Source organism: Modestobacter sp. KNN46-3 (assembly GCF_011039295.1).
Genome location: NZ_JAAKGN010000006.1, coordinates 62025 through 82848, shown reverse-complemented (window position 1 = coordinate 82848; position 20824 = coordinate 62025). Strand labels below are relative to the sequence as shown.

The following is a 20824-nucleotide window of genomic DNA, read 5'->3' as shown; positions in this document are numbered from 1 at the left end:
ACCCTGCTCGAGGCGCGGCTGGCCGCGCACACCGGCAACCCGGGCGAGATCCGCACCAAGGCCCAGGAGCTCGCCGACTCCATCCCGCTCGCCCAGGCGGTCGGCGACCTCGACAGCCTCTCCGCCCTCGCCCGCGCGCTGGGCGACCTGCTCGCCGACCCCGAGCTGCGGCGCCGATACGCCCGGGCCGGGCGACGCAGGTACGTCGAGCAGTTCACGGCGCGACGGATGGCGGAGGAGACGCTCGGGGTCTACGAGCAGGTCCTGGCGCGGGCCGGCGCCGGAGGGGCGAGCGTCAGGACCGAGCGCCGATCTGACCGTGACCGGTGGCCGTCAACTGCTCGCGCAACGCGGTGACCCGTGCGGTGGCGGCCGCGCGGGACGCTCCGGCACGGTCGCCTCCCGATCGAGGTGACGGTCACCCGGCTCGGCTGCCCCGGTGCGGGAGACTGCCGGGGTGACGCCGCAGTACGTGCACGGGCTGAACGCCGAGCGCGAACTGCCCATCATCCGGAAGATCGCCCTCGGGTCGCTGCGCAACGAGCTGCTGATCATCCTGCCCGCGGTGCTGTTGCTCAGCGAGTTCCTGCCCTTCCTCCTCACCCCGATCCTCATGGTCGGCGGCGCCTGTCTCTGCTACGAGGGGGCGGAGGAGATCTGGCACCGGCTGCGGCCGCACGAGGAGAGCCACGCCACGGTGGAGGACGCGCTGCCGGACGAGAAGACCATCGTGTCCGGGGTCGGTGCCCTGGTCGTGGTGGTCATGACCCTCACGCTGCACCGGCGCAAGGGCGGCGTCCGCGAGCGGGAGCGGGGCGCACCAGCCGCGCAGGCGCGGCTGTCTGAGTGCGGAGTGGGCGCCACCTGATGTCGAGTGCTGTCCAGCTGACCGGGAGCGGCGTACCGCTGGCGGCCCTGGTGGCCGCCGGTGCGCTCGTGGTCGTGCAGCTGCTGGTCCCGCGGATCCGCCGGCGCGTGTCGCCCGGGTCGGCCAGGTTCCAGTCGTTCGCCGGCGGACTGGCGATCGCCTACGTCTTCGGGCGCCTGCTCCCCGACCTGGCGCAGCCCGTCACCGCGGCTCCGGCCGGTCCGGGGCAGGGGCTGCTCGGCCTGCTGGCCGAACGTCCGTTCCTCGTCGCGCTGGCCGGCCTGCTGCTGTACTACGCGGTGCTCGACCGGGCCCAGGACGCCGACCGCCGGGAGCAGCGGCAGGAGGGCGGCACGTCGACCCCGTGGCCGTTCTGGGCCAGCGGCGCCCTGTACCTGGTCTTCAACCTCTTCGTCGGGTACCTGCTGGTGCACCAGGTCCGCCCCGGTCCGACGGAGCTGGTCCTCTACACGGTCGCGTTGTCCGCCCGGTACCTCGTCGGCGAGATCGCGCTGCGCGACCAGGACCCGCGCGCCTACGACCGGCTGGGGCGGTGGGTCCTGGCCGCAGCGGTCCTCGTCGGTTGGGGGATCGGGGCCGCGGTGGACCTCGGCGACGCAGCCGTGCGGGTCCTCTCCGCGCTGCTGGCCGGCTCGATCGTCCTCACCAGCCTCAAGCAGCAGCTGCCCGGGTCAGGACGGGCACACGTCCCGCTGCTCGGGGGCGCCTGCCTGGCCTTCACCGCGCTGCTGCTGGCCCTCTAGCCCGTCCTCGGCTCAGGCCGGTGGGCAGTCGCGCAGCGCGGAGCCGTCGACGTCGGGGACGGGCCGGGCCTGCGCCTCCGCCAGCGTCTCGGCCTCGCCGTTCTCCTCGATGTCCTCCCACCGTGCAGAGGCCCGGACGCGCGGGCGCCCCGGCCCGCACGAGGCGGGCCGGGGCGTCCGGGTGGGGATGGCTACCGCAGGTCGTAGCGGTCCAGCTCCATGACCTTCACCCAGGCGGTGGCGAAGTCCTCGGCGAACTTCTCCTGCATGTCGTCGCCCGAGTAGACCTCGACGATGCCGCGCAGGATGGAGTTGGAGTTGAGCACCAGGTCCACAGCGGTCGCCGTGCGGACGACGTTCCCGTCGGCGTCCAGGCCCTCGTAGACGTCCTCGTCCTGCACCGAGGTGCGCCACTGGACGCCCAGGTCCAGCAGGTTGCGGAAGAAGTCCTGCGACAGGACGCCCGGCCGGTCGGTGAACACGCCGTGCTGTACACCGCCGGTGTTGGCCCCGAGCACCCGCAGTCCACCCAGGAGCACCACCATCTCCCGCGCGGTCAGCTCCAGCATGTAGGCGCGGTCGATCAGCAGCGTCTCCGGCTCGAGCTTGCTGCCCGGCTGGAGGTAGTTGCGGAAGCCGTCGGCCCGCGGCTCCAGCCAGCGGAAGTTCTCGACGTCGGTCTGCTCCTGGCTGGCGTCGGTGCGGCCGGGGGAGAACGGCACGGTGAGCTGCACGCCGGCGTCGGCCGCGGCCTTCTCCACCGCCGCGGTGCCACCGAGCACGATCAGGTCGGCCAGCGACACCCGCTTGCCGGTGTGGGACTCGAAGTCGCTCTTCACCCGCTCCAGCACCGGCAGCACGTCGGCGACGCCCTGGTTGGCCGCCCAGTTGATCTGCGGCTCCAGGCGGAGCCGCGCCCCGTTGGCCCCACCGCGCTTGTCGGTGCCGCGGTAGGACGCCGCTGCCGACCAGGAGGTGTGCACCAGCTGGGACACGGTCAGGCCCGAGTCGAGCAGCCGGGCCTTGAGGTCGGCGATCTCCGCCTCGCCCACGAGCTCGTGGTCGACGGCCGGGACCGGGTCCTGCCAGATGAGCTCCTCGGCCGGGACGTCCGGGCCGACGTAGCGGCTCTTCGGGCCCATGTCGCGGTGCAGCAGCTTGAACCACGCCCGGGCGTACTGGTCGGCGAAGTACTCCGGGTCGTTGTAGAACCGCTCGGAGATCTCCCGGAAACCCGGGTCGGCCATGAGGGCGAGGTCGGTGGTCGCCATCATCGGGGCGTTCTTCTTGCCCTCGATGTGCGCGTCCGGGACGAGCTCCTGTGCCTCGGGGTTCTTCGGCTTCCACTGCTTGGCGCCGGCCGGGCTCTCGGTGAGCTCCCAGTCGTAGCTGAACAGCATCTCGAAGTAGGTGTTGTCCCACTGGGTCGGCGTCGGGGTCCAGGCGCCCTCGAGGCCGCTGGTGATGGTGTCGGCGCCCTTGCCGGTGCCGTACTGGCTGACCCAGCCGATGCCGTTGCCGTGCACCGGGCAGCCCTCGGGCTCGGGGCCCACCAGCTCGGGGTTGCCCGCGCCGTGCGTCTTGCCGAAGGTGTGGCCGCCGGCGATCAGCGCGACGGTCTCCTCGTCGTTCATGCCCATCCGGCTGAAGGTGACGCGGATGTCGTGGGCGGACGCCAGCGGGTCCGGCTTGCCCTGCGGACCCTCCGGGTTGACGTAGATCAGTCCCATGGTGACGGCGGCGAGGTGGCCGTCATCCAGGTCCAGCGGGGCGTCATCGGCGTAGCGCTCGTCGCCGAGCCAGGTGTCCTCCGGGCCCCAGAAGACCTCGCCGGGCTGCCAGTTGTCGGCGCGGCCGAAGGCGAAGCCGAAGGTCTTCAGCCCCATGTCGTCGTGCGCGACGTTGCCGGCCAGCACCAGCAGGTCGGCCCAGGAGAGCTTGCGGCCGTACTTCTGCTTGACCGGCAGCAGCAGCCGGCGGGCCTTGTCCAGGTTGGCGTTGTCCGGCCAGCTGTTCAGCGGGGCGAAGCGCTGCCCGCCCTCGCCACCGCCACCGCGGCCGTCGGCGATGCGGTAGGTGCCCGCGGCGTGCCAGGACATCCGGATGAACAGCGGGCCGTAGTGGCCCCAGTCGGCCGGCCACCAGTCCTGCGAGGTGCGCATGACCTCGACGACGTCGCGCTTGACCGCCTCGACGTCGAGCGTGGCCACGGCGGCCTTGTAGTCGAAGTCGGCGCCGAGCGGGTCGGAGTCCTTGGAGGTCTTGTTGAGCACCTGGACGTCGACCTGGTTGGGCCACCAGTCGCGGGTGGTGCGGGGGCGCCCGTTGGTGGCCGGCTCCGGCGCCTTGATCGCCGGGTTCTCGCTCTCGCTGGTGCTCTCCGACTGGGCCTTGGCGACCTCGGTCTTGTCGTGGTCGGCCGTGCTGACCTGGGACTTGTCGTATTCGGTCACGGGTTGCCTCTCTCTGCGGGACGGGCGGTGGTGGACGGGGCGGCCGGTGCGGTGGCGCAGGAGCGGCACCGGCCCCAGTAGATGACCTCGGCCTCGTCGACGACGAAGTCGGGTGGCGCGTCACCGGACGGCATCAGGCACGGCGCCGCACCGGTGGCGCAGTCGACGTCGACGATCACGCCGCAGTCCCGGCAGACCAGGTGGTGGTGGTTGTCGCCGACGCGTGCCTCGTAGCGGGCGACCGATCCCTGCGGCTGGATGCGCCGGACGAGACCGGTGTCGGTGAGCACCCGCAGGACGTCGTAGACGGCCTGGTGGGAGATCGACTCCAGGCGGGTGCGCGCGGCGCCGATGAGGGCCTCGGTGTCGAGGTGCGGGTGCGCGTGGACGGCGTCGAGTACTGCCAGGCGGGGGCGGGTGACGCGCAGGCCCGCGGACCGCAGGTCGCGCTCCAACTCCGCAAGGTCGGGCACGGGGTCATCGTGGCCCGTTTCCTTGAAGCAGTCAAGAAACGCCCGGCCGGCCCAGTTCGGCCGCGGCGGGTCAGCCGGAACCGAGACCGCGGTGCCCCGTCGCATTCGTGGCGGTCATGTGACGATCGCGCCGAACGGGTGTCCGACGGCAAGGAGACGGGCAGATCCTCCGAGACGACGGAGAGGGGATCCTCATGCTCGGGTTCATCGCACTGCTGCTTGTCCTGTGGCTGGCGTTCGTGGTCATCGGTGCGGTCGTGGAGGGCTTGTTCTGGCTGCTCGTCATCGGCGCCGTGCTCTTCGTCGCGACCGCCGCCTTCGGCTGGGTGAAGCGCAACACCAAGGTCTGACCGGATCAGTGCACGGCGGTAGCTCTCGGGCGATGCACCCAGCGGAGCACGGCAGTCCCGGTCCACCGGCCCCGGGAGCGGGGTTCGCACACGCTCCCGGCCACGTCCTCCGAGGGATGGCGATGGGCGCCGCCGAAGTCGTCCCGGGGGTCAGCGGGGGCACGGTCGCACTCGTCGTCGGGGTGTACGAACGGCTCATCGACGGTGCCGGGCACGTCGTGACGGCCTCGCGGCTGGCGCTCACCGGGCGGTGGGCGCCGGCCCGCACGGAGCTGAGCCGGGCGCACTGGCCCACGATCGTCCCGGTGCTGATCGGCATGGTCGTCGCCGTCATGGTCGCGGCCCGGCTCCTCGAGCCGCTGGTCGAGGACCACCCGGTCGGGGCGCGGGCGGTCTTCTCCGGGCTGGTGCTGTTCTCGATCGTCGTCCCCGCGCGGATGGTGGGCCGCTGGGCCGGGCGGGACGTCGCTGTCGCTGTGCTGGGCGCCGGCGTGGCGTTCCTGCTGACCGGGCTGCCACCCGGCGGCGACGTCGATCCGCCGCTCACGCTGGTCGTCCCCGCTGCCGCGGTGGCCATCTGCGCGCTGGTGCTGCCCGGGGTGTCCGGCTCCTTCCTCCTGCTGACCGTCGGGCTGTGCCAACCGACGTTGGCCGCGGTCAACGACCGGGACGTCGGCTACCTGGGTGCCTTCGCCCTCGGGGCGGCATTGGGACTGGGGCTGTTCGTCAAGGCGCTGCAGGCCGCGCTGCGTCGGCATCACGCCCTGACCCTGGCGCTGATGACCGGGCTCATGGCGGGGTCGCTCCGAGCGTTGTGGCCCTGGCAGGAGGAGGACCGCAGTCTGCTGGCCCCCGATGACGGCGCGCTGCCGATGCTTGCCCTCGCCGTCGGAGCCGGGATGGCGGTCACCGCGGCCCTGCTGGTCCAGGCGCGCGTCGAGCGCCGCGCCGCGGCCGCACTCCCAGCGGCGCCCGGCCACACCGATCGCTGACCGCCCGGGTCTCGGCCGGCTCGCGGCCTGTCAAGGCAGCAGGCCGTCTTCCAGTGTGGTGCGCAGCCAGCGTTCGTACCGGTCCGGAGGCCAGCCGCAGTCGACCCGGAACATGTGGTGCAGCTCGGGGCTGGTGAGCGTCCACAGGATGGCGGCTGCCTCCGCTACCGGCATCGCGTCCCGCAGGGGGCTGTTCGACGCGATCCACCCCGCGACGGCCGTCATGGCCTGGCGCCGCTGCCGGTGGTGCAGGTCCTCCCGCAGTGCGGCGACGTCGGCGTCGACCGCGGCAGCGCTGCGCAGCATGTCGTCGACCGGGGCGATCCGCTCCAGCTGGCCGAGGATGCCGTGGGCGAACAGTGCGATCTGCCGGCGTGGATCGGTCTCGGTCCGCATCGTCTGTGGATCAGGTCGCTCCAGCAGCGGCACGTCGGCGTCATCACCACCGATCACGGTGTCCATCGCCGCCTGCAGCAACCCGCGCTTGCTCCCGAACAGGTGGAAGACCGTGTCGACCGACACCTGGGCCCCGGCGGCCACCGCGGCCAGCGTCGTGCCGGCGTAGCCCCGGGCGAGGAAGAGCTCGACGGCCGCCGCGATCACCCGGCGACGGGTCCCCCTCGCACGCTCGGCCCGCAGCGGAGAGCTGTAGGACCGCCGGTTGACAGGCTGCGGCATGGCGAGCACGCTACCTGTATTCGTCCTAGTCCAACTAGGACCGAACTGATGAGAGGTGCCCATGAGCACCGGATACGCCCTCGCCTACCGCCTCGGCATCACCCCCTGGGAGCGTGCGGGACGGGGCGCCGCGGCTCAGTTCACCGCCCTGGTGCACCGGGAGGAGGCCGAGCGGACCCCGCCCTACGGGCCGGCACTCGACCTCGGCTGCGGGACCGGGGGCCACTCCCTCCAGCTCGCCCAGCGGGGGTGGCGCGTGACCGGGATCGATGCGGTGGGTGCCGCGGTCCGGCAGGCCCGGGCGAGGGCTGCCGAGGACGGGCTGGACGTCAGGTTCCTCGAGGGCGACGTCACCGACCTCCACCTGGGCGAGGTGGGCGAGGTCGCCTTCTTCCTCGACGTCGGGTGTTTCCACGGCTTGACGGACGGCCAGCGGGCGGTCATGGGGGAGCGGGTCACCGCCGTCGCCGCCCGCGACGCAACGCTGCTGCTGCTGGCCTTCCGGCCCGGACGGCGCCCGCTCCTGCCACGCGGTGCCGGCCGCGGCGACGTGGAGACGGCCTTTCCCGGCTGGACCCTCGTGGACGACGAGCCCGCCGACGTGGCCGGGATGCCCGGCCCGCTCAAGCGCACCGCGCCGCACTGGTACCGCCTGCGGCGAGCCTGACGGGTCGCAGCGTCGGCCGTGCTGCTGGGCGCCCGGCAGTCGTCGACCGGGCGAGGACAGCCGGGTCGCTGTGGCGGCGGGTGGGTGCGTCTGGGGCGTGCTGCGGCACGATCTCCGTGTGCCGACGATCCGGATCGCCCAGGACACTGCCGCCGACGAGCTGCTCAGCCGCGATCCGCTCGCGCTACTGATCGGGATGCTGCTCGACCAGCAGTTCCCCATGGAGCGGGCGTTCGCCGGGCCCCGGCTGCTGGCCGACCGGCTGGGCGTGGAGACGTTGTCGGCGGTGCAGCTCGCCGAGTGCGACCCCGAGGTGCTGCAGCGGCACTTCGCCGGCCCACCGGCGGTGCACCGCTATCCCGGGTCGATGGCCGGCCGTACCCAGGAGCTCGCCCGGGCGCTGGTGGAGCGGTACGACGGCCGGGCCGACGCCGTCTGGGCCGACGTCCCGGACGGCGCCACCCTGCTCCGCCGGCTGCGGGAGCTGCCCGGGTTCGGCGCCCAGAAGGCGGCGATCTTCCTGGCCCTGCTGGGCAAGCAGTGCGGCGTCACCCCGCCCGGCTGGCGGCAGGCCGCCGGCGACTACGGCCAGGAGGGGGCGCGCCGGTCGGTCGCCGACATCACCGGCCCGGCGTCGCTGGCCGAGGTGCGCAGCTCCAAGCAGGCCGCCAAGCAGGCGGCGAAGGAGGCGCGGGCCGGGAGGTCCGGGACCGACTGAGGCGCAGCACGGACGGTGTCGCCGGACCCCTGCATCGCGCACGATCGAGTGGCACCATGGGTCTCAGGAGCCGGGGGCTCCGGGGGCCGGTCGCACCACCCGCATGGGCGATCCAGCCGACCACCGCCGCCCTTCCCCCGGCCGGTCCAGGGAAGGGCGTCCGTGGCCTCCAGCCAGTCCAGCAGCCGCAACGAGCCGGTCCTCATCACCGAGGCCGAGCCCAGCCAGGTCGACCAGCACGCCGCTCGGAAGAAGCGCTACGCCATCACCATGGCGATCCGTGGCGTCAGCCTCGTCCTGGCGGCGATGACCTACACCTACTCGATCTGGTTGATGGCCGTCTTCGCCGTCCTCGGCACCGTGCTGCCGTGGATCGCCGTCGTCATGGCCAACGACCGGCCGCCGAAGAAGAAGATCGACATGAACCGCTACCGGCCGCCGGCGCCGGACCGGATCCTGGAGTCCGGCAGCAGCAGGGCCCGCGTCATCGACATGTGAGTCAGCGGGCGCCGGGCCGTCCCACCACGGTGGCGGCCCGCGCCAGGCCTGCCTCCAGGACGGCCGTCGGGTCGGGGTCCTCGCCCGCCGCCGTCCACGCCGTCAGCACCCCCGCGGTGAAGGCGTCGCCGGCACCGGTGGTGTCCACCACCGCGGCCGGGTGCGCCGGCCGGTGCACCAGCAGGTCGCCGGCCGCCCACAGTGCGCCGTCGGCGCCCAGGCTGACCACGACCACCGGGTGCCGGGCCGCCAGCTCCCGCGCGGCCGCTGCAGGGTCGGCGCGACCGGTGAGCAGGCGGGCCTCGGCCGCGTTCGGCAACAGCAGGGTCGCCGCCGCGGTGTCGGCGAGCCACCGGTCGACCCCGTGGCCGGTCAGCGGGCCGGTCGAGGCCGGGTCGACCGAGATCGTGCAGCCGGCCTGCTGCGCCGCCGCCAGGGCGGCCAGCCCGGCGGCGCGTGGACCGGCGTCCAGCAGGGTGTAGCCCGACAGGTGCAGGTGCCCGCCGGTCACGGGTGCCGGTACGTCGGCGGGCCGCAACGCCAGGTTGGCGCCGCGGTCGGCCAGCATGCTCCGTTCCCCGCCGAGTTCGACCAGGCTGACGATCGTCCCGGTGGGCGCCGAGTCGACCACGCGCACCGCCAGGGCCACCCCCGCGGCCGCGAGCTCACGGCGCAGTGCCTCCCCGGCGACATCCGCGCCCACGCAGCCGACGAGCTGAACCGGGGTGCCGAGCGCCGCCAGGTGCGCGGCCACGTTGGCCCCGGCGCCGCCGCCCCGCGTGGTGATCGACGCCGGCCGGTCCGACCCCGGTGCCGGTGCACCCGCCAGCAGGACGACGACGTCGGTGCAGACGTCGCCCACGACGACCACCGGGGGCGTCGCCACGGCCGGGATCAGCGGGGGAGCGCGGCGAGCTCGGCCGCGATCTGCCCCGCCAGCTCGGCGTTGCGCAGCACCAGTCGCACGTTGACCTCCAGGCTCGCGCCACCACTGGCCGCGTGCAGGTGCCCGAGGACGAACGGGGTGACGTCCTTGCCGCGCGCCCCGGCGGCGTCGGCCGCGGCCAGCGCGTCGGCGATGACCCGGTCGTGCAGCGCCGGGTCCAGTTGCTGGTCGACCGGGAGCGGGTTGGCCACGACCACCGCGCCGGGGGCGAGCTCCCGCCGGGCGGCGAACACCCGTGCCGCCTCAGCGGCGGAGGCCACCGACCAGTCGACCGGGGAGCCCGAGTCGGCGACGTAGAAGCCGGGGAACCGGTGCGTGCGGTAGCCGACGACGCTGACCGACAGGGATTCCAGGCGCTCGAGCGTGGCCGGGACGTCGAGGATCGACTTCACCCCGGCACAGACCACGACCAGCGAGGTGCGCGCCAACGCCACCAGGTCCGCGGACTCGTCGAAGGTGTCGGCGGCGTGCCGGTGCACCCCGCCGAGCCCGCCGGTGGCGAAGACGCCGATGCCGGCCCGGGCGGCGAGCAGCGCCGTGCTGGAGACCGTGGTGGCTCCGCTGCGCCCCTGCGCCACGGCGATCGGCAGGTCGCGGACCCCGAGCTTGGCGAGCTCCGGGTCGGCGCAGAGCCGGTCGACCTCCGCCGCGGTCAGCCCCACGTGGGGCACGCCGTCCAGCACGGCGATGGTGGCCGGCACCGCACCACCGGCCCGGACGGCGTCCTCGATCTGGTCGGCTGCCCTGCGGTTCTCCGGGCGGGGGAGGCCGTGCGCCAGCAGCGTGCTCTCCAGCGCCACCACCGGCCGGCCTCCCTCGAGCGCGTCGGCGACCTCCGGGGACAGGACGGCGGTGGACGGGCTGGGGGAGCGGGGGGTCGACGGCACCCTGCCATCATGGGGGCACCCCGTACGGACCGGACCCCGGTCCGGACCCCCGAACCGAGGGAGCAGACCGTGAGCAGCAGCGACATCCTCGAGCGCCCGGACGTCCGCGAGTCCGACACCGGCAACGCCAACGAGGTCTTCCACTACGTCAAGAAGAACAAGATCGCCGAGAGCGCGGTCATGGGGACGATGGTCGAGGCGCTGTGCGGCGAGGTCTTCCCGGTGACCAAGACCCCCAAGCCCGGCAGCCCGGTGTGCCCGGCCTGCAAGGAGGTCTACAACCAGCTCAAGAAGTAGCGGGAGGCCCCCGCCCCCGACCCCTCGCTCCGGCTCGGGCCGGGAGCCCGCCCGGGGCCGGCCAGCCCGTGCTGGGCGGACCGACCCGCTACCTCAGGCCGAGTTTCTGCGCCTCGAGCTCGATCTTCGCCGCCCGGCGGCGCTGCCGGCGCCGATCGTGCCGCGGGCGCGGGGCCGGCCACCACGCCTCGATGGTGGCGTTCAGCTCGGCGCCCAGGAGCAGGGACATGCCGAGCAGGAAGCAGAACAGCAGCGCGGCGATCGGCGCGGCCAGCGCACCGTAGGGCAGGGCCACGGTGAGGATGTCGGCCACGTAGCTGCGCAGCACGACCGCTGCGCCAGTGAAGAAGACGACGGCGAACAGCCCGCCAGGCAGGTGCCGGTGCCATGGGAGCCGCCGCGGCAGGATCACGTGGTAGAAGCTCGTCAGCCCCAGCACCAGGGCGATGACGACCAGCGGCCAGTAGACGGCGTTGACCAGCAGGGCGGCGGTGCCCTGCCAGTCGGTGGGCATGAGCGCGACCAGCGTCCCGCGGCCGAGCACCAGCAGCGGCAGCGTCAGCACGGCCAGCACCAGCCCGACGATGAACAGCCACAGCGCCATGAGCCGGGTCCTGATCGGGCCCCGCACGTCCCGCTGGTCGTAGGCGATGACCACTGTGTTGAGGAACGTCGCCGTCGCCGAGGACCCGGCCCAGAGCGAGATCAGGAAGCCGATGCTGACGATCTCCAGCCGGCCGGAGCCGAGGATGTCGTTCAGGGTCGGCTGCACCAGGTCGGCCACCACGCCGGGGGTCAGCGCCTCCGCGGACGCGCTGACCAGCTCGCTCTCGATCTGGCGCACCGCATCCTCGCCGATCCACGAGCTGAGGTAGCCCAGGGAGCCCAGCAGCCCGATGAGCAGTGGGGGGACCGAGAGGATCTGCCAGAACGCGGCCTCCGCGGACAACCCCAGGATGCGGTCGTTCCACGCCTTGGCCAGCGTGCGGCCCAGCACCTGCAGCGGCACCCGCAGGGGCGTCGGCAGCCGGCCGACCAGCCCGCGCCGAGGTGGCTTCTCAGCGCTCCCGGACTCCTGATCGACAGGCTGCTCGGTCACCGGTGGGGTCCCGACTGTGTCGCCGTCCAGGTCACCGGCGTGCGCCGCTGAGCTGCGGGGGACGACGGAGGCCACGGGTCCAGTGTGCACGGCCGGGGTGTCCGGAGTGCCTCGGTGTCCGCCCCCGACGTCAGCCGGCCGGGGCGGGCGGCTGGGTGGTCGGCGTGGTGGCCGGCGGGCCGGCCGGCGTCGTACCGCCGGCTGCCGGGTCCCCGGCAGCAGGGTCGGCGGGCGGCGCGGGCGGGGGCACGCAGGAGATGATCGCCTCGGCGGCGTAGCGGGTCTCGAAGTCCTCCCGACGCAGCTCGGCCTGGCTGTCGAGGTCGCGGAACACCCGGGTCACGGTGATGTCGAAGCCGCGCGACCCCGACTGGGGCGTGCAGTTCCCCTCGTCCACCTTCTCCTGGACGGCGGGCTCCCGGATGTTGCGGCGCTCGCTGCTGATCGACTCGATGTCGTAGTACTTCGTGCCCCAGAAGGTGACCGTGAGGGAGCCGGGGGTCCACTCGGTCTGCACGTAGATGCCGGTGTCGGTGTCGTTGCGCCACTTGAGGTCGATCTGGCCCTCGTAGACCGTGGCCTCACGTCCCGCCGGGTAGCGGCTGATGTAGAAGCTGTGCGGCTTGTGGTAGACGTCCTCCAGCCCCGCGAAGAACACCGTGTTGAACATGGTGGTCGCGAACTGGCTGATGCCACCGCCCACCGCCTTGGACAGCTCGCCGCCGCTGATCACCGCCGCCGGGACGTAGCCCTGCGCTGTGCCGCGGGGACCGGTGTACCCGTTGAGGCTGAAGGTCTCGCCCGGTCGGACGAGGGCGCCGTCGACCTCCGCCGCCACGACGCGGATGTTCGTGCCACTGGCCTGGTTGGTGAACTCGGTGGTGAAGGAGCTGACCTTCTCGGTGATCCCCAGCGCCTGCGCCTGCTCGGTCGTGAGGGAGGCCGGCACCGGGCCCAGCACACCGGTGACCGTGCGCGGAGCCGGCTCGGTGAGCACCGGGAGCAGTTGGTCGGCCAGCTGGGCCGGGTTGATGCCCTGGCCGTCGACCGACGGGACGACGGCGATCGTGTCACCGGAGACCTCGAACCGGGCGTCCTGGGCGGGGGAGCCGAAGACGCCGAAGGCCTCGCCCATCTCCGCCTGCAGCGTCGCCGGGTCGACCGCGACGGCGAGGGTGCCGTCGTCCTGGGGGGTGAACGTCAGCGACGCGGCGATCGCGGTGACCGGGACCTCCACGGACTCCGAGCCGGCGGGGCCGACCACGGTGACCGGGGCCGAGAGCGCCGGGACGACCGTCTCCTCCAGCACCCGCGCGGCCTCCTCGGCCGCCACCTGCACCTCGGTCACCTCGACCGGGAGCTCGATCGGGTCGTCGACCGCGCCACCCGCGGCCAGCGTCGCGGTGATCGCCTCGGCAGCGCCGGCCCGGTCCAGGGTCCGGCCGTCGACCGGCTCCACGAGCGACGGTTCGGTGCCGTCGAGGGTGATCGTCGCGTCGACCGGCGCCCGGTCGACGGTGGCGGCGAGCTGCTCGAGCTGCGCGTCCAGCGCCGTCTCGTCGGCGGTGAGGACGGCGTCGACGTCGCGTTCGGCGAACAGCGAGGTGAAGCGGGTCCACGGGTTGAGGGGCTGGTCGTCGACGGCGTCCACGGTGGCCGGCACGTCCAGGGCGATCCCCGCCGACGCCGGGTGCAGCACGCCCGTCACGCCGTCGGCCACCACCGGGTGGTCGGCGGCGACCTTCGGCGCCAGGTCGCCCTCCAGCCGCTGTGCGGCGGCAGCGGGGGAGAGGCCGCTCACGTCGACGCCGCCGACGGCCGTCCCGCGGGGGACGTCGCCTCCGGCCAGGGCCAGGTCGGCGCCGTAGAGGACGCCCAGGGTCAGGAGGACGGCGGCAGGCACCAGCACCCTGCGTCGGCGCCACGCGGGGGCGCTGTTCCCGTCGCCGCCGTCGCTGCCGTCCCCGGCGCCGGTGGTGCCCGCCGGCGGTGGCCCGCCAGGACCGCGCGGAGCAGCGGCGGGCGAGGACCCGGTCGGGGCCTTCCGGTGAGCCGCGTCCCCGTTGCCGGTGTCCACGGATGCGGCGGCTGGGGTGTCCACGCGGGTGACCACGGCGGTGTCCTCGACCGCAGGACCACCCACCGGGGCGTCCGCGACCGTCGGGGAGTCGGCCGGCGAGGTGGCGGCTGGAGTGGGTGACCCGGGGACCAGGGGCTGCTCCGGTGCGGCGGGCGGCGGGGGGCCGCCTGCCTCGACGGGAGGGCCGATCACCTGGGTGTCCCCGGGCTGCGGGGTGTCCGCTGACGGCTCGCTGTCCGCGGGTGGCTGCGCTTCCCCGCGCTGCTCGGTGTCCACGGGCTGCTCGACGTCCGCGGGCTGCTCGGCGTCCGCCGGTGGCTCGGACTCCGCGGACGGCTCGGGAGCGGTGCCCTGGGCGGTGCCGACGCGTGCCGGCGGCTCGGCCGCGGCCGGGGAGTCGGCGGGCCCGGCCTTGGGCGGGGCCGGCGGTGCGGGCGGCGCCGGGCGGCTGCTGCCGACGGTGCCGTCGGGCTGCAGGCGCACGGTGTCCGAGACCCCGCGGGGTTCCTGCGGCATCGGTCGATCTCCGGATCGCGGGGGACCGGTGGCCGGTCCCGACGACGACGAAGCCGCCGACCCCCCGACCCCGCGGTGCGGGTCCGGGCTGTCGGCGGCTTCGTCGAGTGAGGGCTTCATCGCTGGCGCGACGATAGTTGGCCCACTCAGTTGGAGAGGCGCGCCTCGCCGTCGGTCTCGATGATGTCGGCCGCGATGTCGCGGAGCTTGTCCTCGTACTCACGTGCGTGGTGTCCACAGAAGACGAGGTCACTCCCACTCGGGAGGACCACTCGCACCTTGGCCAGAGCACCGCAACGGTCGCAGTGGAAGGGAACGACGAGTTCTTCGGTGGGCGGGGTCGTCGTCAGCGTCTGGGTCATCTGGCTCATCACTCGCTCTCTACCGCACGGACCCGCGGCTGCGGATCGGCCTCCTGCACAGCGCCAGGATGGCCCCTCGTGTTCCCGTTCCTGCGCCTGTCGTGCACGAACTCGCCGAATGAGATGCGGCCGTGACACTCGAGGTGCGGGTGGAGCGGGTCAGCAGGGGACGTCACTGGTTCGGAACTGGGTCCGGATGGTGCACGTGCTGGGTGGTGCTGTCACCGGCTGGCGGTGTGTGGGTCCGCTGCTGTTCTGACGTCCCCCACGCTACGCCGTCTACCCGGTGCGTGCCGTCGCACACCACCGCATCACCCGATGGGAGCGGTCGACCCGCTCGCGCGCCCGGACACACCAGCGGCCGGTCACCCGCTCGGGTCACCGGCCGCAGGCAACGTGCTGGAGCGGCCCCCTGCAGCAAGAGAGGGCTTCGCCCGGCCCCCTCCAAGGGCCCGCCCTGAGCGTGCGAAGGGTGGGGAGGAGGGGGTGTTTCTCAGTCCAGGTAGTCGCGCAGGACCTGGGAGCGGCTGGGGTGGCGCAGCTTGGACATGGTCTTGGACTCGATCTGGCGGATCCGCTCGCGGGTCACGCCGTAGACCTGGCCGATCTCGTCCAGGGTGCGCGGCTGGCCGTCGGTGAGCCCGAACCGCAGCCGGACGACGCCGGCCTCCCGCTCCGACAGCGTCTGCAGCACGCTGGTCAGCTGGTCCTGCATCAGGGTGAAGCTGACCGCGTCGACGGCCACGACGGCCTCGGAGTCCTCGATGAAGTCACCGAGCTGGCTGTCGCCCTCGTCGCCGATGGTCTGGTCCAGGCTGATCGGCTCCCGGGCGTACTGCTGGATCTCCAGCACCTTCTCCGGGGTGATGTCCATCTCCTTGGCCAGCTCCTCCGGGGTGGGCTCGCGGCCCAGGTCCTGGAGCAGCTCGCGCTGGATGCGGCCGAGCTTGTTGATGACCTCGACCATGTGCACCGGGATGCGGATGGTGCGGGCCTGGTCGGCCATGGCGCGGGTGATGGCCTGCCGGATCCACCAGGTCGCGTAGGTGGAGAACTTGTAGCCCTTGGTGTAGTCGAACTTCTCGACCGCGCGGATGAGTCCGAGGTTGCCCTCCTGGATCAGGTCCAGGAAGGCCATCCCGCGGCCGGTGTAGCGCTTGGCCAGGGAGACCACGAGACGGAGGTTGGCCTCCAGCAGGTGGTTCTTCGCGCGCTCACCGTCCCGGACGATCCAGTTGAGGTCCCGGCGCATCTGCGGGGAGAGCTTCTGGCCGTCCTCCTCGACCTGGCGGAGCCGCTCGGCGCCGTAGAGGCCGGCCTCGATCCGCTTGGCGAGGTCGACCTCCTCCTCGGCGGTGAGCAGGGCGACCTTGCCGATCTGCTTGAGGTAGGCGCGGACCGAGTCGGCCGACGCGGTGAGCTCGGCGTCCTTGCGGGCCTGCCGCAGCGCCTCGGACTCCTCCTCGTCGTCCCACTCGAAGTCGCCGCTGGGCTCGGCGTCCTTCTCCTCGGTCTCGGCGACGGCGACGCCGTCCTTGCCGGTCACGACGGTCTCGTCGAGCTTGAGGCCCTCGGCCCCGGCGTCGACCACGGCGAGGGTCGCCCCGTCGGAGGCGACGGCGGTGAGGACGGTGCCCTCACCGGTGCCCGGGGAGGGGCTGATCGTCGGCTTGCGGGAGGCGGTCTTCCTCGCCGGGGCCTTCTTGGCCGGGGCCTTCTTGCCCGTCGCGGTCACCGGTGCGGTGGTCGACGAGGCGCTGGCACGGGCGGCGACCGTCCTGCTGCGACTCTGGCTGCTCACCGTGGTCGCGTCCGGTCCTGGCTGGTCGGCGGGCACTCGGGTTCCTTCCCGTGCTACTGCAGTGCGTTCCTGGAGGGCCGCGGTGGCCTGCGGGCAGCGGCCCGGACGACGCTCGGGCGTGACAGGGCCCACCGAGGGACCGGACGAGACGCACGCCGTGCGGGGTTTCGCCGGGCCGGGAGTGGGGATGATCTATTGGCTAGGGGAGCGTCGCGGTGGGGCGTTCCCATTGTAACGACGCGCACGCGGGGGTCCACAGGTTCTGTGCGCGCGACCCGGTGCCCAGGCCGCCCCCCGCCCCGGACGGGGAGGAGGGGGGCCGACGTCAGTCCGTCGTCACTGACCGATGTGCTGCTCGGCTGCGAGTGCCGCGCCGACGATCCCGGCGTCGTTGAGCAGCTCGGCGGCGACGACCCGGGTCCGGGTGGACAGCAGCGGCACCCACTTCTCCGCCTTCTTGCTCACCCCGCCGCCGACGATGATCAGGTCGGGCCAGAGGCTGGCCTCCAGCGTGTCGAGGTACCGGTCCACGCGCTTGGCCCACTGCGGGTAGCTGAGCTCCTCGCGCTCCCGTGCCGACGCCGACGCGCGCTTCTCGCCGTCCTGGCCGTCGACCTCGATGTGGCCGAACTCGGTGTTCGGCACGAGGGTGCCGTCGATGAACAGCGCGCTGCCGATGCCGGTGCCGAAGGTCAGCATCAGCACCAGACCGCGCTCACCCCGGCCGGCGCCGTAGGCCATCTCGGCGATGCCGGCGGCATCGGCGTCGTTGAGCGTCTGGACGGTGCCGGGGATGACCGCCTCGAGCCCGGCGGCCATGTCCGTGCCGATCCAGCTCTTGTCCATGTTGGCGGCGGTGAAGGCCTCCCCGTGCTTCATCACCCCCGGGTAGGTGACGCCGATGCGTCCCTCCCACCCGAACTGCCCGACGATGTCGGCCACGACGCCGTAGACCGGGTCGGGCAGGGCCGGCTGCGGGGTCGGGATGCGCACCCGTGCCCCGACCAGCTCCCCCCTGTCCAGGTCGACCACACAGCCCTTGATGCCGCTGCCACCGATGTCCACTCCGAAGCCCTGCACGGGAGGCAGGCTAGCGACCCCCGCCGCGGACGGCGCACAGGTCGGGCAGGATCGCTCTCCGTGATGACCTCCGGCACCCCCGTGCCCGACCTGTCCACCGAGCTGCTGGAGCTGGCCCGGGCCACCGCCGAGGAGGCGGCAGTCCTCGTCGGGGCGGGGCGCAGCCGCGCCGCGGAGCAGGTCGACACCAAGTCCAGCCCGGTCGACGTCGTGACCGCCGTCGACACCGCCAGCGAGGAGCTCATCGTGCGCCGGCTGCTCGAGGCCCGGCCGGACGACGGGGTGTTGGGGGAGGAGGGCGCGTCCCGCACGGGCACCAGCGGCGTCCGCTGGGTGGTCGACCCGATCGACGGCACGGTGAACTTCCTCTACGGCCTGCCCGCCTATGCCGTCTCCATCGCCGGCGAGGTCGACGGGCGCATCGAGGTCGGCGTGGTGCTCAACGTCGGCACCGGCGAGCTGTTCACCGCGGTCCGCGGTCGGGGTTCCTGGCTCACCGCCCCTGGGGCGGCGGCGATGCAGCTGCACGGCAGCTCCCCGGCCTCGCTGGAGCAGACCCTGGTGGCGACCGGCTTCGGGTACCGGGTGGAGCAGCGCCGTGCCCAGGGCGCGGTCGTCGCGCAGCTGCTCCCCGAGGTGCGGGACATCCGCCGCTGGGGGTGCGCCTCGCTGGACCTGTGCGCGGCAGCGGCAGGCCGGGTGGACGCCTACTACGAGCTGGACCTCAAGCCCTGGGACCACGCGGCCGGCGCGCTCATCGCCGCGGAGGCCGGGCTGGTCGTCACCGGGACGGGTGGCCGCCCGTTCGCCGAGCCGATGGCGGTCGCGGTGGCCGACTCGGTCGCCGAGCCCCTGCTCGCGCTGCTGGACCGGCTGCACGCCGCCGGCTGACCGGGGACGCGCGGCGGGTCAGCAGTCCGCTTCGGCGCTCGCCGCCTCGAGCAGTGCGGCGGCGACCTCCTCCTCACTGGCCAGGCCGGCGAAGTCCGGCCCGATCACGAGGTCGACGACGCCGGTGGAGCGGGTGTCGACGCGGTTGGTGGCGCCGGGCAGGTACAGCCGCAGGAAGTCGGCGGCCTCCCGTCCCGGGCCGGCGAACCGCAGTTCCCCGACCCCGGTCACGTCGGCGGTGCTGGGGTCGTTGGCGGTCTCGGTGACGACGAACCCGCGGCTCTGCAGGGTCGTGGTGACCTCACTGGCCAGTCCGGGTGTGTCCGTGGCGTTGTAGACCCTGATCGACACCGTGGCCGGGTCCAGCTCGGTCGGCACGTTGCTGGCGCTGCTGCAGACCGCTTCCTCGGCCTGCTCCCGGGCCTTCTCGTCGCTGAGCACGTTCCACCAGACGCCCATGGCGGCCAGGGCGAGCACCAGCAGGAACACCAGGGCCGGCACCGGCCGGCGGTTGCGGCGCGGGGCGTCGGGTCCGCGCTCGGCGGTGTCGTCGGCGAGCTCGGTCACTGGGTCCTCACGGCGGCCGGCACGTACACGCAGTCGACCCTAGCGGCGTCCGGAGCGGCTACAGCGCACCGTCCTCGAGTGCGGCGCGTCCCAGCTGCACACAGGGGTCGATCTTGTCGGCGTAGCCGGTGGTGTCCTTGCCGGCCATCGCGCCGGCCGCCGACCGGGCCACGATGCCGGCGACGATCGCGGCGAACTTGAAGTAGGCGAAGCCCACGTACCAGTTCAGGTCCGACAGGTCGGCGCCGCTGCTGGCGGCGTACCGCTCGGCCAGCTCGAGCCGGGTCGGGAAGCCGGGCAGCGTGGTGACCTGCGAGACGGAGACGGCCCGCTCCTCGCCGGCCTGCGGCCAGTAGACGAAGAGCATCCCCAGGTCGGTGAGCGGGTCGCCGAGCGTGGACATCTCCCAGTCCAGGACGGCGCGCACCCGGCCGGGGGTCTGGGGGTCCAGCAGGCAGTTGTCCAGCCGGTAGTCGCCGTGGGTGATGCCCGTGCGCCGGGTGGCGGGCACGGTCTCGGCCAGCCGGGCGGCCAGTGCGTCCAGCTCCGGCCGGTCGGTGTCGCGGGTGGCGTCCCACTGCTTGGTCCAGCGGCGCACCTGTCGCTCCAGGAACCCCTCCGGGCGGCCGAAGTCGCTCAGCCCGACCGACGTGGGGTCGACGGCGTGCAGGGCGGCGAGGGTGTCCATCAGGCCGTCGGCCACGGCCCCGCGCTGGGCCGGCTCGTCGGCGTACCCGGGCGGCAGCTCGTTGACCACGTGCACGCCGACCACGCGTTCCATCACGTAGAACGGGGCGCCCAGCACGGAGGTGTCGGTGGCCAGGTGCAACGTGCGGGGCACCGGGACGGGGGTGCCGGCCAGCGCGGAGATGACCCGGTGCTCGCGCACCATGTCGTGGGCGGTGGCCAGCACCGCACCCGTCGGCGGCCGGCGCAGGATCACCACGTCGTCCTCCGGGCCGCCCTCCGGCGTCACCACGTACGTGAGGTTCGACATGCCCGCGGCGATCAGCTCGACCCGGACCGATCGCCACTTCTCGTGCCCGAGAGCAGTCGCCAGATAAGGGCCGACGACCCCCGGATCAGCACCCACTGGAGTCCCCACGGCGGCAGGGTAGCCTCTGGCGCTCCTCGGCTCGGCCGGCCTCCCGGAGGTCCCGATGTGTCGGTCTCCGACAGGCGGGCACAAACCGGGGCCGGACGGCGTTGGGCGGCTGGCTGGGTGCAGGACGCCGGGACGACCAGGAGGCGTGCTCGCCCACCGGTCGACCCGGACCAGTCCGGTGCACCACCGAGCGACCCGGGACAGGGGCCATGTGGCTCCCGGACCGGCGCGACACCCCCGGCCGCTCCTGGCGGCCGGCACCACCGCCGTCGGCGCCCGCCGCCGACGGCAGACGAGCGGGCCGTGCGCCCGCGACGAAGAGAGAGTGAGGGGCACACCATGGCCCAGGACTACGACGCCCCCCGGCGCAACGAGGCCGACGAGCTCGGCGAGGACTCCCTGGAGGAGCTGAAGGCCCGTCGGGCCGAGGCGCAGTCCTCCTCGGTGGACGTCGACGAGACCGACTTCAACGAGGCCCTCGAGCTCCCCGGAGCGGACCTGTCGAACGAGGAGCTCACCGTCCGCGTGCTGCCCAAGCAGGAGGACGAGTTCACCTGCTCGCGCTGCTTCCTGGTGCACCACCGCAGCCGGCTGGCGGCCACCCGCAACGGGCAGCCGGTCTGCCGGGACTGCGCGGCCTGAAGAAGGACCCCCTTGCCCCCCACCGCTCGCGAGCTCGGTGGCGGGGCCCTGCAAGGGGGGCCGTCCCAGTACGTCACCCGGCTCGCGGTG

The 20824-nt window shown here is 73.4% G+C and carries 23 protein-coding genes; 11 read left to right on the top strand and 12 right to left on the bottom strand.

Annotation, left to right across the window (positions count from 1 at the left end):
• The 3 genes from G5C62_RS03700 to G5C62_RS03690 form a co-directional block, all read left to right on the top strand.
• On the top strand, positions 1 to 357 hold a 357-nt coding region (locus tag G5C62_RS03700), incomplete at its 5' end, for a glycosyltransferase (protein WP_164699951.1).
• A gap of 82 nt (positions 358 to 439) precedes the next feature.
• Complete coding sequence (locus G5C62_RS03695; RefSeq protein WP_241175675.1) at positions 440 to 868, top strand: DUF808 family protein; 429 nt, start codon at positions 440 to 442, stop codon at positions 866 to 868.
• A complete protein-coding gene (locus G5C62_RS03690; RefSeq protein WP_164699952.1) occupies positions 868 to 1632 on the top strand; it encodes a hypothetical protein in 765 nt (254 codons plus the stop codon). Before G5C62_RS03695 ends, G5C62_RS03690 begins: the two co-directional genes overlap by 1 nt.
• Positions 1633 to 1823: 191 nt before the next feature.
• Here the strand turns inward: G5C62_RS03690 and katG are convergent, their stop codons facing one another.
• Both katG and G5C62_RS03680 read right to left on the bottom strand, forming a co-directional pair.
• Complete coding sequence (katG, locus tag G5C62_RS03685) at positions 1824 to 4085, bottom strand: catalase/peroxidase HPI (protein ID WP_164699953.1); 2262 nt, start codon at positions 4083 to 4085, stop codon at positions 1824 to 1826.
• A complete protein-coding gene (locus tag G5C62_RS03680; protein WP_241175676.1) occupies positions 4082 to 4558 on the bottom strand; it encodes a Fur family transcriptional regulator in 477 nt (158 codons plus the stop codon). The genes katG and G5C62_RS03680 overlap by 4 nt, the downstream gene beginning before the upstream one ends.
• Before the next feature lie 194 nt (positions 4559 to 4752).
• Between G5C62_RS03680 and G5C62_RS03675 the strand changes: the two genes are divergently transcribed.
• On the top strand, positions 4753 to 4908 hold the full coding sequence (locus tag G5C62_RS03675; protein ID WP_036337003.1) for a hypothetical protein: 156 nt from the start codon (positions 4753 to 4755) through the stop codon (positions 4906 to 4908).
• Positions 4909 to 5030: 122 nt separating this feature from the next.
• Positions 5031 to 5900, top strand: coding sequence for a DUF368 domain-containing protein (locus G5C62_RS03670; protein ID WP_164699955.1), 870 nt, complete (start codon positions 5031 to 5033; stop codon positions 5898 to 5900).
• Between the two features lie 30 nt (positions 5901 to 5930).
• On the opposite strand, the gene G5C62_RS03665 is transcribed toward G5C62_RS03670, so the two are convergent.
• Entirely contained in the window at positions 5931 to 6578 is a 648-nt protein-coding gene (locus G5C62_RS03665) for a TetR/AcrR family transcriptional regulator (protein WP_164699956.1), read from the bottom strand.
• 61 nt (positions 6579 to 6639) lie between these two features.
• Between G5C62_RS03665 and G5C62_RS03660 the strand changes: the two genes are divergently transcribed.
• The 3 genes from G5C62_RS03660 to G5C62_RS03650 all read left to right on the top strand — a co-directional run bounded on the left by G5C62_RS03660 (position 6640) and on the right by G5C62_RS03650 (position 8461).
• Entirely contained in the window at positions 6640 to 7245 is a 606-nt protein-coding gene (locus G5C62_RS03660) for a bifunctional 2-polyprenyl-6-hydroxyphenol methylase/3-demethylubiquinol 3-O-methyltransferase UbiG (protein ID WP_164699957.1), read from the top strand.
• Between the two features lie 118 nt (positions 7246 to 7363).
• Complete coding sequence (locus G5C62_RS03655; protein WP_164699958.1) at positions 7364 to 7963, top strand: HhH-GPD-type base excision DNA repair protein; 600 nt, start codon at positions 7364 to 7366, stop codon at positions 7961 to 7963.
• A 162-nt stretch (positions 7964 to 8125) separates the two neighbouring features.
• On the top strand, positions 8126 to 8461 hold the full coding sequence (locus G5C62_RS03650) for a DUF3099 domain-containing protein (RefSeq protein ID WP_164699959.1): 336 nt from the start codon (positions 8126 to 8128) through the stop codon (positions 8459 to 8461).
• A gap of 1 nt (position 8462) precedes the next feature.
• Here G5C62_RS03650 and G5C62_RS03645 read toward each other — a convergent pair whose 3' ends face one another.
• Positions 8463 to 9347 (bottom strand): carbohydrate kinase family protein, encoded by an 885-nt coding sequence (locus G5C62_RS03645; protein WP_164699960.1) that lies wholly within the window; start codon positions 9345 to 9347, stop codon positions 8463 to 8465.
• Between the two features lie 8 nt (positions 9348 to 9355).
• Positions 9356 to 10294 (bottom strand): pseudouridine-5'-phosphate glycosidase, encoded by a 939-nt coding sequence (locus G5C62_RS03640; RefSeq protein ID WP_206330446.1) that lies wholly within the window; start codon positions 10292 to 10294, stop codon positions 9356 to 9358.
• Between the two features lie 69 nt (positions 10295 to 10363).
• On the opposite strand from G5C62_RS03640, the gene G5C62_RS03635 reads away from it, so the two are divergent.
• A complete protein-coding gene (locus G5C62_RS03635) occupies positions 10364 to 10591 on the top strand; it encodes a DUF3039 domain-containing protein (RefSeq protein WP_036336993.1) in 228 nt (75 codons plus the stop codon).
• Positions 10592 to 10679: 88 nt separating this feature from the next.
• Here G5C62_RS03635 and G5C62_RS03630 read toward each other — a convergent pair whose 3' ends face one another.
• The 5 genes from G5C62_RS03630 to ppgK form a co-directional block, all read right to left on the bottom strand.
• Positions 10680 to 11765 carry a YihY/virulence factor BrkB family protein gene (locus tag G5C62_RS03630; protein WP_164699961.1) on the bottom strand — a complete coding sequence of 362 codons (1086 nt, stop codon included), beginning with the start codon at positions 11763 to 11765 and terminating at the stop codon, positions 10680 to 10682.
• Between the two features lie 55 nt (positions 11766 to 11820).
• Complete coding sequence (locus G5C62_RS03625) at positions 11821 to 14286, bottom strand: VanW family protein (protein ID WP_164699962.1); 2466 nt, start codon at positions 14284 to 14286, stop codon at positions 11821 to 11823.
• A 146-nt stretch (positions 14287 to 14432) separates the two neighbouring features.
• On the bottom strand, positions 14433 to 14657 hold the full coding sequence (locus tag G5C62_RS03620) for a hypothetical protein (protein WP_231558401.1): 225 nt from the start codon (positions 14655 to 14657) through the stop codon (positions 14433 to 14435).
• A gap of 484 nt (positions 14658 to 15141) precedes the next feature.
• The gene (locus G5C62_RS03615) at positions 15142 to 16485 is read right to left on the bottom strand and encodes an RNA polymerase sigma factor (RefSeq protein WP_164699963.1); all 1344 of its coding nucleotides are present in this window, start codon (positions 16483 to 16485) and stop codon (positions 15142 to 15144) included.
• Positions 16486 to 16785: 300 nt separating this feature from the next.
• Positions 16786 to 17529, bottom strand: coding sequence for a polyphosphate--glucose phosphotransferase (gene ppgK, locus G5C62_RS03610; protein ID WP_206330447.1), 744 nt, complete (start codon positions 17527 to 17529; stop codon positions 16786 to 16788).
• Positions 17530 to 17592: 63 nt separating this feature from the next.
• Between ppgK and G5C62_RS03605 the strand changes: the two genes are divergently transcribed.
• On the top strand, positions 17593 to 18420 hold the full coding sequence (locus G5C62_RS03605) for an inositol monophosphatase family protein (protein WP_164699964.1): 828 nt from the start codon (positions 17593 to 17595) through the stop codon (positions 18418 to 18420).
• Positions 18421 to 18438: 18 nt separating this feature from the next.
• Here the strand turns inward: G5C62_RS03605 and G5C62_RS03600 are convergent, their stop codons facing one another.
• Both G5C62_RS03600 and G5C62_RS03595 read right to left on the bottom strand, forming a co-directional pair.
• Positions 18439 to 18987 (bottom strand): LytR C-terminal domain-containing protein, encoded by a 549-nt coding sequence (locus G5C62_RS03600; RefSeq protein ID WP_241175678.1) that lies wholly within the window; start codon positions 18985 to 18987, stop codon positions 18439 to 18441.
• 58 nt (positions 18988 to 19045) lie between these two features.
• Positions 19046 to 20092 carry a phosphotransferase family protein gene (locus G5C62_RS03595; RefSeq protein WP_164699965.1) on the bottom strand — a complete coding sequence of 349 codons (1047 nt, stop codon included), beginning with the start codon at positions 20090 to 20092 and terminating at the stop codon, positions 19046 to 19048.
• Positions 20093 to 20431: 339 nt separating this feature from the next.
• Here G5C62_RS03595 and G5C62_RS03590 point away from each other — a divergent pair, with 339 nt between their 5' ends.
• The gene (locus G5C62_RS03590) at positions 20432 to 20734 is read left to right on the top strand and encodes a DUF4193 domain-containing protein (protein ID WP_036336978.1); all 303 of its coding nucleotides are present in this window, start codon (positions 20432 to 20434) and stop codon (positions 20732 to 20734) included.
• The last annotated feature ends 90 nt before the right edge of the window (positions 20735 to 20824 follow it).

Bases quoted from the DNA above. Each gene is read 5' to 3' on its own strand.
- G5C62_RS03665 (WP_164699956.1), bottom strand. From the start codon at position 6,578: ATGCCGCAGCCTGTCAACCGGCGGTCCTACAGCTCTCCGCTGCGGGCC.
- G5C62_RS03675 (WP_036337003.1), top strand. From the start codon at position 4,753: ATGCTCGGGTTCATCGCACTGCTGCTTGTCCTGTGGCTGGCGTTCGTG.
- G5C62_RS03605 (WP_164699964.1), top strand. From the start codon at position 17,593: ATGACCTCCGGCACCCCCGTGCCCGACCTGTCCACCGAGCTGCTGGAG.
- G5C62_RS03625 (WP_164699962.1), bottom strand. From the start codon at position 14,286: ATGCCGCAGGAACCCCGCGGGGTCTCGGACACCGTGCGCCTGCAGCCC.
- G5C62_RS03660 (WP_164699957.1), top strand. From the start codon at position 6,640: ATGAGCACCGGATACGCCCTCGCCTACCGCCTCGGCATCACCCCCTGG.
- G5C62_RS03590 (WP_036336978.1), top strand. From the start codon at position 20,432: ATGGCCCAGGACTACGACGCCCCCCGGCGCAACGAGGCCGACGAGCTC.
- G5C62_RS03690 (WP_164699952.1), top strand. From the start codon at position 868: ATGTCGAGTGCTGTCCAGCTGACCGGGAGCGGCGTACCGCTGGCGGCC.
- G5C62_RS03670 (WP_164699955.1), top strand. From the start codon at position 5,031: ATGGGCGCCGCCGAAGTCGTCCCGGGGGTCAGCGGGGGCACGGTCGCA.
- G5C62_RS03620 (WP_231558401.1), bottom strand. From the start codon at position 14,657: ATGAGCCAGATGACCCAGACGCTGACGACGACCCCGCCCACCGAAGAA.